We start from the raw sequence: 16,767 nt of genomic DNA on the forward strand, positions 1-16,767 counted from the left end.
GTTATTCCAAATCTAATTAGTTTTGATAAAATATCTTTTGTTTACGCTGAAATGGATATGTTTTAATTTCATCTGTATCTAAATTTTCATGAAATAGATGTATGGCTATAATTTTTCTACAATCATAGGTATGGTAATAATATGTACCAGACTCCATACACATTGCGCTCGTATAAATGGTATTATCTAATGTACCTTCTTCCGTTATTACTCCACCTTTTGGAACCTCACAATTTGATAAGATATGAAAAATGGCCGATATACCCTCTTCTTCGTTATCTATACCTTGAATATTTTGTTTGCCATATGCTGCCCGAACAAACCTTGATGGTGGGGTGAAATCCCCAGGGAGTCCCATCGAACCTGAACCTTGTCCAAAAGCACTTAATGGTACATCCCCCCATTGGGTTAGCGCATATGGCTGCGATTTAAGACCTATATATTGTCTTAAATTTTGTAAATGCCAGTTAAACTCAGGACTATTGGTCATTACCCCAAGAGGATTATCATATATTTTTAGTCCTTCAGTTGTCGGCTCTAATACAATACATTCTCCCCATTTATCCGCTAAAATCCAATGTAGCGGTGGAGTAACTCCTAAAACAGGTAATGGTACATCCAAAAAGGAAATACTATCTACAGATTTCTTTAACTCTTCGACAGAATTGAATTGTGTGAGACTCCATGCCACAAAATCAAATGGAGCCAGATTCGTTTTATTGTCGTCTATACTGTTACTATAAGTAGCGAATCCTGGAAAATAGAGTGTTGCACATGTCATACCTGATTCATTTACTCCGTCCGCCAGAATAATCCTTCCTTGATGGTTAATCCCCATCCCGACAACAGCTTGTTTCGTCTCGATGGTTTCATCAGTTATATTGTTCCATTGATAACTTCGAGGAACTATTATTACTTCTTGATTGAAATCTAATGTAAAATCCATCGTTCTTGCAAAAAGATGCTGACCGTTTTTTGTCTGTAATGTCAAACTAGTACACATAAAGAACACCCCTTTATTTAGTTTATTTAAACAAAAACCCATTTAATTTCTATCCTTAAGTTGATAGGCATGTATGATGACCTCTATAAAAAATATGGTTGCTAATTTTATTTTGATCTTCCTTGCACCCAAGCAGCAATATCATTTATAACATACTCAGGGATATTAGCAGGACTATAATATTCATCCGGTTTACTTATTTCCCCATCACCTTCTGTAAAGAAGTGATTTAACTTTGGATATAGTCGATAATCAACGTTATCTCGTTCTTTTAATTGTTCTTTCCAAAGAGGAATTTCGATTTTTGATTGAACTTGATAGTCTCTTTCTCCTTGAATAATAAGAAGCGGTGTCTTTTGTTCTTTTGACATTTCTGCTGCTTTAATTTTACGAATAGAATCCCAAAATACTGCTGATCCTAAATAAAAATCTTTTGGAGGATTCTGACTAGAGAAATTGGGATCATTTAATAATTCAAATTGCGATTTGTAAAATTTATATTCATCCGATTTCATTGCTCCAATAGAAAAAAGATACTCGAATTGATCTAAAACAACATCTTGGATTGTACGGGCTGGTCCTCCCATCACAATTGCTCCAGCTATATTTTGATTTTGGTCTTTTTCAATCATTTTCGGAAGCATCAGTCCACCTTGACTATGACCAAGAATATAAATTTGATTCTTATTTATCATAGGTTCATTTTGAAGAAAATGAGTCACAAGAAGAGCATCATCTGTTGTCTCTTTATCAACTGTATAAAAAGGACTGTATTGTGTTTTCAATCCATGTTCATAAGTTCGTTTATTATAGCGAAGGACAGCAATTCCTTTCGAGGCAAGACCTTCAGCTAAATCGCGAAATGGTTTTAAAGCAAACGCTGTTTCATCCTGATCGGTTGCTCCAGATCCTTGCACAAGAATAACCGCTGGGAAAGGACCCTTACCTTTTGGAACAGACAATGTTCCTGGTAATGGAAATGCACCACTTCCAACTACTACTTCTTTATCAACAAATGATTCAGGCTTACTATATGATGGACGCTCTGCAACAGGACTAAACGACATGCTGAGTTGAAAATCGTCTATTTTTCCAGATGGATCTAGTTTAATTAGTAAAGGTACAGTAAATTGTTCAAAAACTAATTTAACTTCTACATTCGCATGCACGGAATTTGTCTCTTTTTGTATTACCTCTCCAATTCCTAGAAAAGAACCTGCTTGTAATTGCAATGGGAGTCCCTCCCAATAGCCCTTCAGCCATTCTTCCGATATTATTTTCTGTAATGACCTTGAGGTTAAATCAAATGCAGATTTATAATCTTCACTATTCATATGGCGAATAAATAAAAGAGTAGTAGATATAATAGGATTTTCATCATCAATATTGTCTACTTTTTTTATATTTGTGTTTGTTTCCTTTAATGTCGGAATAAATTGATGGTTAAACGGATTATTATATGTATTGGGATATACACTTGTTTTCAATACATCCATATTCCGTTCCTCATACAGACTTGAAGCAATCGCGAAATTTTTAGGTAAAGTTACTTCCTCCGCATATGAAACTGAAGGAATCGTTATTGTACAAATTGCACTGACAAGTAATAACTTATTACCTATTCTTTTTTTCTTGCCCATATTTATTGATTCTCCCTTCAAAATTTAAAATTTTTAATACAGTATGCCAAATACTATAAGGGAAATAAAAATTATCAAAGAGATTAATAATCTACTTTACGATTCCCCCTAACAAATTAAAAAACTATTATAAACAAACTTCAATAAAAAATGCCTTCCCCCTCTTTTTATAACTCGATTTTTTGATTAGATGGATGTTATCTAAAACAGAATTATTTATTGCATGTGCTTCGTGCTGATTAAATCTATAGTCGATCGTCAGCAGACAATCGACTATAGATTCTTATAATTATTGTTTTCGTTAAATGAGAATTTAACGAACACTTGGGTGATATGAGTTAATCCCCCTTTCTATCTCACATGTAAATGTAAAAGGACATGAAACTCCAAACTATTTAGACAAGAAAGTCTAAACTTTCGCTTTTAGATATTGGTTGGGACAAGAAACTCTAAAACTAAATTTTATAGATTTACAGAACTAACCCCATTTAATCTTGTTTAAGATGCTCCCATTCTTACCTAATGACTTATACCATCATTCTTGTTAATTCATTCATATAAATGTAATGATTCAAATGGATTATGGGAATTACATTATCTTGAAGGAAAACTTTCCCCCCCAACAATTCATATATGATTCAAAAGGTCTATGTATTTTTGAAGTCCTTCAAAATGTTATCTTGATCATTTCGACACATTGATTTTTATAGAAATATACCTACTTCAAAAGGCGTATTGTAGCATATAAAAAGAAGAATCCAAAATGGACTCTTCTTTTATAAATTTAAATGGGTAAGATTTAGATATGTCAGAGCATTCCTCAAATCATTCTGTAAGTAAGTCCCAGAGTGGCACCTCATTCCCTAAATCGTTTCCGTACCCCAATTACAGCAAATATTTTACTGTCCGTAAAGCGTACTCGATTATTACGCTATCGTCCCTCCGTTTTTTTGAATTTAGGTCAAAGTTTTAACTAAATAAATTGTGCCAATAGTTGGTTAAATTTCTCGCGTTCTTCCCAGAAAAGGCCATGACCACTATATTGAAACGGAACAAGCTGTGAATTTCTTATTTTTTCATTTAGTTCTTGAGCTTGTGCAAAGGGAATAACTTTGTCATGAATGCCATGAACGATTAAAGTAGGAACATTAATTTTCGGAAGATCCGCATGTAGCTGCTCATCTCTTAATGTAGTTATAATAGCAGCTGTCGACCAACTTGCTGCTTGTAGTCCCATTTGCAAAAACCAGTCCGAAAATGGTTTAGTTATATACTGAAAGAAAAAGCCATCTGTTACGTCCTGCATCATTTTAGGTCGATCATTTAAGGTTTCTTTAAGATAGTTATTAGCAGTTTCTGCGGTAAATCCAGTTGGAGCGGCCGCATCAATAAGAACAAGCTTTGATACCCTAAAACCATTGTGACGAGACATATATCGAATTGCGATAGACCCACCGGTAGAGTGACCAACAAGAGTAAAATTGTTTATTTGAAGTGTACCAACTACTGTGCGGATATCATCTGCAAGTCTGTTAAAAGTATAGCCGTTCATTGGTTTATCCGAATTGCCAAATCCCCTCCAGTCTATACCAATACAGCGATAGCCCATAGTAGGAAGAATATTAAACTGATATTCAAACTGTTTATGGCTTAACGGCCAGCCATGTAAAAATACGAGGGTCTTATTTCCCCCAGGGTTAATATCTTCTACATATAAATTCACACCTGACTCTACGGTAACAAAGTATCCCATGAAGATTCCTCCCTAGTTAATATAGTTACAACAATAGATATTCATTTTGGTTAACATAAATGAGTACCAATTCAAGTTATAGGCCAGGGAATCGAAACGGGACGGGCTTTATTGAACTAAACGTGTGTTCGAAAAGGTTTACCTTTTGAAAGGAATAAAACAAAAAGGAACCGGCTATGGTTCCTTTTTGTTTTGCATAATTTTTTATGAAATAACTCATTTTCTTAAAAAATATTTTTCAACGTCTTTGAAAATTGAAATTAGATCTTGAAATTGGCTTGATGACTGTAATTGTTCTTTGATTACTTTGTAGAAAGTATTTTTCATCAGTTCAAATATTGAATAAATTGCCCACTAATTATTTCTCTATTTGCCCATCTGGAATAGGTCTCTTTTATTATTATTGATAACGTTCTTAAAATTAGCTTCTCTTTAACAATCTTTTTTCTCTGATGATTTATGTTTTACTCTATAAGAGAGAGCGGTAACTTGTTGGGAATATTTAAAACCTTTTTCAGATTTTTCGGAAACCCATTTTGAAACAGGTCTTAGTAAACTATTTATGCTGACAATAAGAATGGTTCCTGTTATAGCTATAAGTAAATAGCCGCTACCTGCTAATGTTCCTACAGCCGCAGAACACCATAAGGTTGCTGCGGTATCCAGTCCTCGAACTGTCAATCCATCTTTCATAATAACTCCAGCACCTAAAAAACCAATCCCGCTTACAATTTGAGAAGCTATTCTTGTAGGTGTATTATCAGTTGGAGTGAGTACACTTAATAGTACAAAAAGTGCAGCACCAACGGAAACAAGTACATTTGTACGTAATCCAGCAATGCAATTGTGCCATTGACGTTCTAAACCAATTATTGCTCCAACAAGTATTGCTACAAGTAACCTGAGTAGAATGTCTAGTTCCATATTTCTGTCTCCTTAATTTCCATCCTTAATGATCATCATGCTCTAAATTGACTTGTTGTAATGGAATCACCTTTGTTTTTTTTATAATTTTATAGCCGAACCAAAATACAAGAAACAGCAGTAAACCAATATAAGTAGCAAGTACTTCATACCAATCGACATGTGACCCTATAATGACTGAATAATTCTGTCCTAAAATAATAATAGTACATATTACAAAAGCTAAAATAGGACCGATAGGATACCACTTTGCTTGATACGGGAGCTTATTTAAATTCTTTCCTTGATGTAAAAAAGCCTGTCGAAAACGATAATGGCTTATAGCAATCCCTAACCATGCAATAAATCCACAAAGTCCCGAAGCATTCAAAAGCCATATAAACGCTTGCCCTTCTCCAAATAAAGAAGCTGCAAACGCTACGATTGCCACAGCCGTTGTCATAAGTAATGCATTAATAGGAACACCTTGTTTATTTACTTTTTTTAAACACTTTGGAGCTTTCCCTTCTCTTGCCATTACCCATAACATTCGGGTTGCAACATACATTCCAGAATTACCAGCTGATAGAACTGATACCAAGATAACTGCATTCATAATAGAAGCTGCAAATGCGAATCCAATTTTCTCAAATACTAGTGTGAAGGGACTCATTGTAATATTACTAATATCATTGTTAACTAGATTCGGATCTGTGTAGGGAACTATGACTCCAATTACGCAAATGGTAAGTATGTAAAATAAGAGAATTCTCCAAAAGATTTGCCGCACAGCTTTTGGAATATGCTTTTCAGGAGCTTTACTTTCTCCAGCTACAATTCCGACCATTTCTGTACCTTGAAAGGAAAACCCCGCAATCATAAACACACTAAAAATAGAAAGAAAACCTCCATGAAAGGGTGCATCTCCAATTGTTAGATTGTGAAATCCAATGGGATTTCCTTTGAAAATTCCAAATATCGTGGCTATTCCTAACATAATAAACACGACTATAGTAATAACTTTTACAAGTGAAAGCCAAAACTCCATTTCTCCATAATGTTTCACTGAAAGAATATTAATTCCAAACATAAACAGGATGAATAACGCACTCCAAAGAATAGATGGACTGTATGGAAACCAATATTTCATAAGAATAGCTCCTGATGAAATTTCAACTGCAAGAGTAATAGTCCAGCTAAACCAGTAATTCCAACCAATCGCAAAACCAAATGCAGGATCTACAAATTTAGAAGCATACGTACTAAAAGAACCAGATGTAGGCATATACGCTGCCATCTCTCCCAAGCTGGTCATCAACAGGTAAACAATACACCCCATCAACAAATAAGCTATAATTGCTCCACCAGGTCCTGCTGTATGAATCGTATTTCCGCTTGCTATAAATAACCCAGTCCCAATGCTTCCACCTATAGAAATCATTGTTAAATGTCTCATCCCTAATTCTCTTCTTAATTCAGAAGGCTGGGAATTAGAAGGGAAAGAAAAAAGTGGATTTTTCGTTTTTATGGGTGTCTCTTTCAAGTGTCTCATCCTTTTTTTGAATTATTTTCCAGAAAAAGAGTATAAAAAAAGACACCAAAGTTCACCCAGTGTTTTTAAAAGTCACCATAGTATCCCCTCTCGAAACGCTTACGAGGTTAGCTGTCGGATTAGGGCCTTGAGAGTAGCCCTACCTTCATTTAAGAAGGATTCACCCCAAGTGCAATCGCACAAAATTTGGTTCCCCCGCTCCATATGGATTCAGCGAATAGTGATATGAATTTATGTACAATATATTACTCCTATGCCCTCTTGTTTGTAAACAAGAAAATAAACGTTTTTTCAGGGGTGGATTTTTCGCGCTGTACACTTTATTTATAATTTGAATTCTTAAATTAAGTTACATACTTTAAAAAAAGTGAGCATTACAAGTATAGTAATGCATGAAGAAGAGTTTGAATTAAATAAAAATACTGTGCCACATTTTTATTGAGTCTATTATCTACTATCGTTTTACAATTTGAATGGCTACGACTTAGCCTAATGATTGCTGGAATTTTGTTTTTACTTTACATGGGATACGTTATTTGGAGGTCTGAGTCAACTACAAATAAAACGAATAAAGCATTACCAATCCGTCAACAAATCATCTTTGCTTTATCGGTTTCTTTATTAAACCCACATGCCCTCTTAGATATAGTTGGTGTTATTGGGACAAGTGCATTAAAATATGTCGGAACGGAACAAGTTATTTTTACAATCACATGTATTACAGTATCTTGGATTTGGTTCTTTGGATTAACGCTCGCAGGTACAGTCATGAAGAAACTAGATGGTACAGGAGGTTTAATGAACATATTCAACAAATGCTCCGCCCTATTTATCTGGGGAACTGCCATTTATCTTTTTATTGGATTAACATAACGTACAGGGAACCGGTTAAAGTGTTTGGCCTTATAGTATAAAATACGATTCCGCTAGGAATCTACTAGTATCCGTGTTCTTCTTCATATATTTGGGCCAGAACCATAAATATATATGATTTTAATTAAAAAAGAGGGTATTATGGTGGGGAAAAATAGGATAGGTACATTTATATCGATTTTAATACCAGTTTTATTGATTGTATTCAATGTTAACTTTATATACAAACTTACTCTAACTGTACTTCCAGGACTCTCTATTTTTTTACCTATATTTCTTTGTCCAATTGGATTTCTCTTAGCCATTTTGTCTCATATAGTAGATAAAAATACTGGAGCAAAGATCGGGATAATATTAAATGTGGTAGTATTTTTGATTCCTTTTATTTGGATGATATATTGCTCATACGACCATCATGCGCTAGATTCATCAGTATAGTCTTGAATTAAATGAGAGAGTATGGCGTCAGTTTAAACCAACCAATGATTCTTGGTGAGTTGATGAGACGTATGTGAAAATTAGAGGTCAATGGATGTAAATAGATACTTTCGTTTTAGTATCAGTAATAGTATATAAAATATCAAAACTGAAAGAATGTTAAAGGTGAAAAATGAAAAAAATAATAGCAATCGTATCGATTTTTTTGGTGGGAATTATTGCGTGGAGTATTGCTGATAAAGAAGATTCATTTGGTATTAAAAGCTGGATGACATCAGAATATTATGTTCAAATTAATGGAGATGGGCAAGAAAAAACGACTGAAGTTGATGATGGTACAAAAGTTAAAGACACTTGGTATACATTGAAAGCGTATAATGCATAAGGGAATGAAAAAATTACGGGTGAATGCATATCTCCGTGTTGAAGTAGGTGGGAAATATAAAGATGAAGCTTATTATGGAATTGATAGATATGAAGAAGTAAAACCTGAAGATATACCAAAAAAAGCAAAAGAAAAGTTGGATAAAAAAAACTAATTACATAGAGGTCACCATACAGTGGTCTGCCCCCCATTTGTCAATTCAAATGGGGCAGACCTATTTTTTTCGTTAGCTTGATAGCGATGGGGCATGTACACACCCCACATTTTTATGTTCTTTCTTACTTTTCAAAATAAGCCGCACCAAAGTTTTCATTAAATCTCTTACACCATATAGAAACCGAACCATATGTACTTATATCTATCCCTTCAGGAATTTCATAGTTTTGGTCTCCTTTGTTTCCCTTTAACTTTCCTAATTCAATATACCGATGGTTGTTAACGTCTTCATTATCTTTCAAACGATTCGTAGGAACTAATACAACTCGAACATCTGGCCCGTTAGAAGTTGAAAAATTGGAAAGTCGTAAAATACGTTTTCCATTCGCTAATTGATGGATTGTTGCTGTTCCAGTTGTTTCATGGACACCATTTTGAAACTGACCTTCACTTATTACTCGTTCTTGTTGTTGTTTTGTTTCGTTTGATTGTATTTCTGTTTGTGGCAATGCTTCATTCACTTGCTTATCAATAAATAATTTCTCGGGGCGGAACAAAGACCATAAAATTCCTCCGACAATTATAAAACCTCCTATAATCAATACATGTTTTCTTTTCATAAAATAAAAAACCTCCTGTAACATACTGTATAGTAGTATGTTAACAAGGAAGTCTTTCATTTCTATAATATAAGTATTACAAAAGTCTTTCAGCGGTCTTATTTTTTTCTGATGTGATGGGAAGAGTAAACCAAAATTCACTTCCCTGTTTGCCATCTAAGCGATTTCTCACCCCAATTTCTCCTTTATGCATTTCAATCAATGATTTTGCAATGGCTAATCCGAGTCCGGATCCACCAGATTGTGAACTTCTTGATTTATCCGTTCTAAAAAAACGCTCAAATATGCGTAATTGGTCATTTGGAGTAATTCCTTCTCCTTCATCGCGCAAAATGAATTGGACTTGTTGCTTTTTTTTATTTTCCTTTACAATCAATTCGATTGTTCCAGAAACAGGGGAATACCGAATCGCATTATCTAACAAATTACTGATGACCCGTGCTATTTTACACGGCATAATTAAAAGTCGAGGTAATGTATCAGGAACCTGCAATTGTAAATCGATCTGTTTGTTTGCTAATAAGAAAGAATGTGACTCTAGTACATCTAAAAGAATTTTGTCCATATGTGTAAAACTTGGATGAAAATCTACTTGTCCAATTTCTAACTTTGAAAGGTCAAATAAGTCATTAATTAATCCACTTAATCGATTTATTTCTTTTAAGGTCGTCTCTAAGTACTGCTTTCTCGTTTCAGGATCTTCAATTAAGTTATCTTGTAATGCTTCTATCATCAATTGTATGCTAGCCATAGGCGTTCGTAAGTCGTGTGAAATATTCGTAATCAGCTCCTTACGTGCCTTTTCCCCTTCTTCTAACTTAGTAAACCCTTCTTCTAAATTTTTAGCCATCCGTTGAAAGGCTGTTGTTAATTCTTTAAACTCCCGTGGTTCTTTTCCAATTATGTACATCGTTTCAAATTGTCTATCGCTAAATTGTTTCGTTAGTTCAATTAAATTTTGAATGGACCTCATGATAGGGCGTGTCATTAACCAGTAAATAAACGTTGAAATAATCAGTCCGACAACCGCAATTACTGTTAATAGCCGTGTTTGTTCTGGTTCAAGTAACATTTGCGTTTCACTATACCATATAGCAATTACCAAGATACTGGTACTTAATAAATTCATCAATAACAATTGAATACGTAAACTCATGCTTCATTTCCTCCATTTGGCTCAAAGCGATATCCTATTCCCCAAACCGTATGAATCCAACGATTCTTTGTCGTATGCTTTTCCAGCTTGTCACGTAAACGACTCACTAACACGGTTACTGTGTTTGTACCCCCTTCATGTTCAAAATCCCAAATAAGTTCAAGAAGTTGCGAACGGGAAAACACTTGTTTTGGATGCTGTGCCATGACATAAAGTACCTCGAATTCTTTCACAGTTAATTCCACGTTATTTTCACAAACGAGTACACACCTTGTCTTTGGATAAATTTTTAAATCTGGAAATTCTATCACTTCTGATAGATATTCTTTTGCTTGTATCGTTACCTGGCTGCCTCTTCTTAATATAATTTGAACCCTTAATACTAATTCACGAGGTGAAAATGGTTTTGTTACATAATCATCTGCACCCATTGTTAAGCCTAAAATTCGATTTCTTTCCTCTCCCTTAGCAGTTAACATAATAATAGGAACATTTGATTGTTGACGAATTTCCTCGCATAATTCCCATCCATCTTTTTTGGGCATCATCAAATCTAAAATAATCAAATCTGGTTGATATTGATGAAATACATCCCAGCCTTCCATTCCATTGATAGCTGTATATACTTCATATCCTTCTCTCTCTAGGTACCGTTTGCATACTTCTCGAATGTTTTCTTCATCTTCTACGATTAAAATTCTTTTTTTCATATATAATCCTCTCTTCTTTTTTACCAATCACAAAAGAAATGTTTCTCTTATTTACTTTAATCTAATAAATCTATGGAATCTGGATATACAGTTGCTATAACTGACAGTACTGCTAGGTTAGAATCCATTGCCCTGGTCTTATATTCACTAAAAATTATTAAAAGTGATTCTATAATACAGATGGTCATTTTAACATTTTGCTACTTGTATGACTAGATAAGTTCTGTTTATGTACCATCCTAAAAGAATAATTACGGGGGGGGGGTGTTTAGTTTGTGGCGCATGGAATAGAGGTAACAATTGTATAGAAAGATTTGTTATATTTAAAAGCCTATATATGTACCTCCTATCCATATGGACAGGAGGTACATATATAGCATCATTCTTTACTTAATACTTTCTAACTTCCGCTGATGATTCATACCTGGTGAAGTTGTATTCTCAAGTTTTAAGATAAACTCAGCAGAAATAATTAGGTTGAGGGATTTCATTTCGAAAATCATATTTATAAAAAATAGACTCTCTTTGGATCATTAATAACCTTTGTGTCCATGACTGTCAAATTTATAAGTCTTTCCATTAAGTTCAACTGTAGCGTTTTGATAAATTGAGCCATCTTCTTTGGCATAATAAGTAAAGTATCCGAAATAAGGGAAATGGTACCCACCACCAACATTGAACCATCCTTTCTTAGCTGCTCCAGAATCATCGAAATAATACCATTTACCATTGATTTCTTGCCAACCCGTTTGCATTTTACCCTTATTGTCATAATAGTAAAGCTTACCTTCTATTTGGTGCAACCCTGTCAGCAGAGCTTGTCCGTCATTATTAAAATAGTAAGTTTTTCCGTCAATGGTTTGATGGCCATCGAAAGTAGAGTGTTTGCCTTTTTCAAAATGATAATTTTTCCCATCGATTACCTTCCAACCTGAATAAGCAGCTCCATCCTCTAAGCTATAATATTGGATTGATAGGGGGGAACCAAGTTTTACACTGACTCCTGGATTTATTACAGAACCTGTTAGCTCGAAGGCCACTTGTTTGCCGTTAAGAGTTACAGTAGTTGGAGTACTTAGTGCTTTTCCATTCAGATCGGTAGCTCTTTCAAGTACGCCTTTGTCGGAAAAGTGAAGAATGACATGTTGATCATCTAGACGCAGTTGATTTTTATTAACACTGAAATCTTTAAAGTAGTAAAGCTTACCTTCTATTTCTTGCAGACCTTCTTTAACAAACACTCCAGAAGCATCAGAATATTGCTCACCTTTCCAGGCTGATCGTTGCAGAACACCAGAATCATTGAAGTGATAGTTCTTACCCTCAATCTGTGCATTAGATGAATTTGGCAACGCCATCTCGTTAGACTCCGGATTAAAATGATACGTATTGCCCTTAATTTCCTGCCAACCCTTCAAGAGAACTCCTGAAGCATCTGTATAATAGTAGCTGTTACTTCGGTTTACCCAACTATTCGTTATCAATTTTCCAGAGGAATCGTATGCTGTCCATATAGAGGTATCACTTTTATCATGTTCGAACTTTACTCCTTCATATTTCTGTTTCTCATGTTCTTTACCAGGGTACCAGTCAATTAACCAGTTGTTAACTTCATCATTGTTTATTGCAGTGAAACTAATTTCAGATTTGTAACTCCAATCTGTACCGAATTTATGACCATAAGCATTACCAGCCAGACGTACTCCATTCTTGTTTACCAAATGAAACTGCCATTTATTATTATATGAAGCGGGGGCTGAGACAAGTTCAAACAATTCATCAGCACCAAACGAATCTGAATATTGGACCCCTCTATTGTCTTCTCTCCCTGAAAGATATTTTGACCCTGCTTTCACCAATACTTTATTGGTCCCTTTTTTATAGGGGATAATTTTATAAGGTTCACCGTGATTTAGTATACTATCTGGTAGTGTAATAGGTGTCTCTAGGGTATTGGTAATCTCAGCAAATACATTAGTTGATCGGTCATTAAAATCTGCTTGAGCTTTAGGATTATTCGTAACATAATTAGAAAGAACTTCTCTACCTACTGGATGTGAAGTCAATGTTGCTACCTTCTTTTGTTCATCTGTTAAGTAAGAAAAGCGGTCCACCCCTAAACCTTTAAAACCGTCAAGAGAATCTGCTCCAAATTTCTTCTTATAAAATTCGTCAACAAGTACTTTATTTTCACCGGATGTTTTTTCTACGTATATGGTGATACCTTGATTAAGCGCAACCCCGGTTTTTCCTTCATCCAATTGCGCCTTTGTAATGTAAAGAAGATCGTGCTCTGATACAGATTCTGCAAAGGGTTTCAAATCTACAATTGTACCGGGTTCTGTAATCTTAAGCTGTTGCCCCGATTTTAAGTCTTTCATCTCACTTTTTCCATCTGGATAAAGTACTTTAATCGTTCTAGTGAAATTGGAATCTCCTTTCGTATGATGCATAGAAATATTAAATTCCCCAGATTTAAAGTTAGGAGCTCTGTAAGACACATTCTCTGCATAGGGGCCAGTGTAATTAGATAAGTCAGGCTCCCCTACAGATATCCCAAGCTTTTCATAAATATCAGCTACAATACCTAATGAAGTAATAGTCACATCCAACACCGTGGCTAAACCTGCGCTAGCTTTGTTCTCTGCAACAGGGGCTAAAGAAAAAAGAATACCTAATGCAGCTGTGGCAGGAATTAATTTCTTACCCATTCTAATTGTTTTAAAGTTTTTTTTCATTTTTGTTTTCCTCTCTTAGTAGAATTTAGTTCAGATTGCTTTAACACAATGCTGTTCCTCACTCTCTACTTGTACTTTTTATTAACGACTGATATAACATCAATATCAGTAAGTTCATCTTAGTTTAAAAATCTTTCATTTCTCTTTCACAAATGTTACAAAAGTCTTTCATAAATCTTTTTTTATTTTATGTATATATTATGTTGCTTTTATGGTGGGTAGTTTGAGTGAAACTAATTGGGGTCTTATCAACAAAATGCGGTTGTACAAGTACATGAAACTCCATACCATTTAGACAAGAAAATCTAAACTAAATTTTTATAGATTTAAAGAACTATACCCATTTAATCTTGAGTGAAAAACTCCCATTCTTACCTAATAACCTATACCATCATGCTTACTAATTTATTCATATAAAGATAATGATTTTAAGTGGATTATGGGAGTTACATTAGTTTGAGGGAAAGCTTTTTTCCCGACAATTCATATATGATTCAAAAGGTCTATGTATTTTTGAAGTCCTTCAAAATGTTATCTCGAACCTTTCGACACATTGATTTTTATAGAAATTCCACCACTTCAAAAGGCGTACCTTTTGAAGTATTAGAATACTCCTGAAGAAATAAATAATTCTAATCATAAAGGGCAGTTAATATTAATTTGTTTTTGGCAGAGGTTTTGATAATTATAAATCCAACTTTTCTATTTTTGGGACGTTTAATTTACAGAAGATAGATAATAACATAATTTTCTCAATAAGGAATTTTCTGCTTTAAATATAATTTTTTCACAATTTATGGTATATCTGTATTGAGGGGACCTTTTCGGTTGATTAGGGAGAAAGATTATAAAAATGATATGGGAGGAACAAAAAATGTCATTGAAAAAGAAATTAGGTGTTGGAGTGGTTTCAGCCGCTCTTGGTTTATCTTTAATTGGTGGGGGAACATATGCATATTTTAGCGATCAAGTGGTGACAAATAATTCATTTGCTGCAGGTACATTGGATTTAGCTATGCAACCAACTACTTCACTTAACTTAGAAAATTTAAAACCAGGGGACAAAATATTAAAGAAATTCAATTTAAAAAATAGTGGTACATTAGATATTAAAGATATCATGATGAAAATAGACTATACTGTAAACGATTTAAAACAAAATAACACTACAGAAGATTTCGGTAAACATATTAAAGTACAATTTCTTTGGGATTGGGATCCTGCAAAAAGCCCTGCATACGAGACAACCCTTGCAGAACTAAAATCACAAAGCCCAGAGATTGCCTCCAAAAAAGTATTTCATTCTAAGTGGACTGAAACAGGAGGATTAAAACCTGGGAAAATGGATTGGTTTTGGATTAAGTTTATATTTGAAGACAACGGAACAGATCAAAACGTGTTCCAAGGAGATAGTATTGCTCTAAAAATGGAATTCCAAGCCAATCAAACAGATGGACAAGAAAGATAAAGTATTTATATTCAGGATTAATTTATATCTTTTGTTATTTATGAAGAATTGAATTTTAACTTCACATTTAATTAGTATTTGCTATTTTTACAAAGTACCCATTTTCTTGTCTCGATATATGGACAAGAAAATGGGTACTAAATGAAATGTATCTGTAGATAATTCAGCATTTTACACTTTAAAATCAGTTCCTACTTTCATGACTTTTTACAAACGACATGAATCTCTAAACTATTTCGAGAAGAAAGTACAAAATTTATTTACTGTCTATTTATCAACGTTTGTTAATGAGATTTTAGTTTAGACTTACATGCCGTTCTACACTTCTTATTAGAACTGTATTACTCAATATTAATTTCTTCTAAGATTATAGATGGATTAACAACAAATATAATGAAGTTTAAGTTTGTAGTATGTACTAGTATTCTATTCTTCGAGGAAGATGGAGTTCCAATATAAACAACATGATCGAGCTTATTATAAGGAACGTCATTCGTAGATATAGTAATTATATCTTTTAAAGGGATGGTAATCTCTGCTGATTGCCATGCAATCATTATACTATCTTGGGACTTTGTTATGCTAATTATTGACATTTTATATCAATCCTTTATTAATTTTAGATAAATAATTAACCAATTACCTAAATTATTTTAAATTAAACCATCTATCATGATATAAGGATTTTAAGAATTTGTGCTTATGTATGCAAAATTACATGTACAAACTCCTTATTTTCATAAAAATACACTATATTAAATACGATTTGACTACTATTAATCAATTTCGTTTCTTTTCAATTTAACAGTAATTAATTGAAAAAAAGCTGCTATTCTATTAGCGAATCAAATAAGGCATAAATTGATGAAAACAAAATCTTTGTAGACAATAGTGTGGGATTTTTTGACACATCTGCTCAATGAAAATAAAAAAGACCATTGTATTTTATAAAAGTTACAATAGTCTTTTTTTAAAATCTTATATCATCATATTTGATATTTATTATTTCTCTTTTCCTTTTTCCTCAATAATAAATTTTGAAACTAATTTCGATAAAGCTTCTACTTTTTATTTTGTTAGATTGATTCGATATCTCCTCAATTGATACTTAAGCCTATTATTACATTTATACCTTCTACTTTAAGAGTCTTACTTAGATTATCAATAAATATAGCATAAATGGAAAATAAGATACCCATAATTCCACCAGTAAGCCCTAATATGTATTCTGTTGTTCTTCTCAAGATTAACACTCCTTAAAATACAATATTATTCTATTAAAAGTAAAATACAAATCAGTTACTTTTATAGCTATATTGATTTATAATTTTATGAACGAAAAAAGCACTCTTTCGAGTGCTTTTTCTAATAC

15 protein-coding genes, 1 pseudogene and 1 riboswitch are annotated in these 16,767 nt (G+C 33.6%); of the genes and pseudogenes, 5 read left to right on the plus strand and 11 right to left on the minus strand.

Annotated elements, in window-relative coordinates:
* Positions 1-16: 16 nt before the first annotated feature.
* The 5 genes from JFT95_RS27335 to JFT95_RS27355 all read right to left on the minus strand — a co-directional run bounded on the left by JFT95_RS27335 (position 17) and on the right by JFT95_RS27355 (position 6,842).
* On the minus strand, positions 17-1,003 hold the full coding sequence (locus JFT95_RS27335; protein ID WP_201053795.1) for a choloylglycine hydrolase family protein: 987 nt from the start codon (positions 1,001-1,003) through the stop codon (positions 17-19).
* Positions 1,004-1,110: 107 nt separating this feature from the next.
* The gene (locus tag JFT95_RS27340; RefSeq protein WP_201053796.1) at positions 1,111-2,643 is read right to left on the minus strand and encodes an alpha/beta hydrolase; all 1,533 of its coding nucleotides are present in this window, start codon (positions 2,641-2,643) and stop codon (positions 1,111-1,113) included.
* Positions 2,644-3,616: 973 nt separating this feature from the next.
* Positions 3,617-4,396: an alpha/beta fold hydrolase gene (locus JFT95_RS27345; protein ID WP_061675668.1), complete on the minus strand. Its 780-nt coding sequence runs from the start codon at positions 4,394-4,396 to the stop codon at positions 3,617-3,619.
* Positions 4,397-4,828: 432 nt separating this feature from the next.
* Positions 4,829-5,320 (minus strand): MgtC/SapB family protein, encoded by a 492-nt coding sequence (locus JFT95_RS27350; RefSeq protein ID WP_016127973.1) that lies wholly within the window; start codon positions 5,318-5,320, stop codon positions 4,829-4,831.
* Between the two features lie 25 nt (positions 5,321-5,345).
* On the minus strand, positions 5,346-6,842 hold the full coding sequence (locus JFT95_RS27355; RefSeq protein WP_080448148.1) for an amino acid permease: 1,497 nt from the start codon (positions 6,840-6,842) through the stop codon (positions 5,346-5,348).
* 89 nt (positions 6,843-6,931) lie between these two features.
* Positions 6,932-7,077: riboswitch (cyclic di-AMP (ydaO/yuaA leader) on the minus strand.
* A 197-nt stretch (positions 7,078-7,274) separates the two neighbouring features.
* Here JFT95_RS27355 and JFT95_RS27360 point away from each other — a divergent pair.
* The 4 genes and pseudogenes from JFT95_RS27360 to JFT95_RS27370 form a co-directional block, all read left to right on the plus strand.
* Positions 7,275-7,724 (plus strand): annotated as a pseudogene (locus JFT95_RS27360) (LysE/ArgO family amino acid transporter); the annotation flags it as partial.
* Positions 7,725-7,865: 141 nt separating this feature from the next.
* Complete coding sequence (locus tag JFT95_RS30260) at positions 7,866-8,162, plus strand: hypothetical protein (RefSeq protein ID WP_061675669.1); 297 nt, start codon at positions 7,866-7,868, stop codon at positions 8,160-8,162.
* Between the two features lie 172 nt (positions 8,163-8,334).
* Positions 8,335-8,547, plus strand: coding sequence for a DUF1093 domain-containing protein (locus JFT95_RS27365; RefSeq protein ID WP_201053797.1), 213 nt, complete (start codon positions 8,335-8,337; stop codon positions 8,545-8,547).
* A gap of 4 nt (positions 8,548-8,551) precedes the next feature.
* On the plus strand, positions 8,552-8,701 hold the full coding sequence (locus JFT95_RS27370) for a hypothetical protein (protein ID WP_201053798.1): 150 nt from the start codon (positions 8,552-8,554) through the stop codon (positions 8,699-8,701).
* Between the two features lie 124 nt (positions 8,702-8,825).
* On the opposite strand, the gene JFT95_RS27375 is transcribed toward JFT95_RS27370, so the two are convergent.
* From JFT95_RS27375 to JFT95_RS27390, 4 genes are all read right to left on the minus strand, one after another.
* The gene (locus tag JFT95_RS27375) at positions 8,826-9,323 is read right to left on the minus strand and encodes a DM13 domain-containing protein (RefSeq protein WP_201053799.1); all 498 of its coding nucleotides are present in this window, start codon (positions 9,321-9,323) and stop codon (positions 8,826-8,828) included.
* 76 nt (positions 9,324-9,399) lie between these two features.
* Complete coding sequence (locus JFT95_RS27380; protein ID WP_033728918.1) at positions 9,400-10,479, minus strand: sensor histidine kinase; 1,080 nt, start codon at positions 10,477-10,479, stop codon at positions 9,400-9,402.
* Positions 10,476-11,189: a response regulator transcription factor gene (locus JFT95_RS27385; RefSeq protein WP_033728919.1), complete on the minus strand. Its 714-nt coding sequence runs from the start codon at positions 11,187-11,189 to the stop codon at positions 10,476-10,478. The genes JFT95_RS27380 and JFT95_RS27385 overlap by 4 nt, the downstream gene beginning before the upstream one ends.
* Before the next feature lie 533 nt (positions 11,190-11,722).
* Positions 11,723-13,927 (minus strand): N-acetylmuramoyl-L-alanine amidase family protein, encoded by a 2,205-nt coding sequence (locus JFT95_RS27390; protein WP_201053800.1) that lies wholly within the window; start codon positions 13,925-13,927, stop codon positions 11,723-11,725.
* 874 nt (positions 13,928-14,801) lie between these two features.
* On the opposite strand from JFT95_RS27390, the gene JFT95_RS27395 reads away from it, so the two are divergent.
* Positions 14,802-15,395 carry a TasA family protein gene (locus JFT95_RS27395; RefSeq protein WP_033707526.1) on the plus strand — a complete coding sequence of 198 codons (594 nt, stop codon included), beginning with the start codon at positions 14,802-14,804 and terminating at the stop codon, positions 15,393-15,395.
* A gap of 341 nt (positions 15,396-15,736) precedes the next feature.
* On the opposite strand, the gene JFT95_RS30055 is transcribed toward JFT95_RS27395, so the two are convergent.
* Together JFT95_RS30055 and JFT95_RS27400 are read right to left on the minus strand one after the other, a co-directional pair.
* Positions 15,737-15,991, minus strand: a complete 255-nt coding sequence (locus tag JFT95_RS30055) for a SunI/YnzG family protein (RefSeq protein WP_033728921.1) — start codon at positions 15,989-15,991, stop codon at positions 15,737-15,739.
* A 501-nt stretch (positions 15,992-16,492) separates the two neighbouring features.
* The gene (locus JFT95_RS27400; protein ID WP_002144117.1) at positions 16,493-16,639 is read right to left on the minus strand and encodes a hypothetical protein; all 147 of its coding nucleotides are present in this window, start codon (positions 16,637-16,639) and stop codon (positions 16,493-16,495) included.
* Positions 16,640-16,767 lie beyond the last annotated feature (128 nt).

Origin of the sequence: Bacillus sp. TH17 (assembly GCF_016651125.1) — a bacterium.
GTDB classification, from domain to species: Bacteria; Bacillota; Bacilli; order Bacillales; family Bacillaceae_G; genus Bacillus_A; species Bacillus_A mycoides.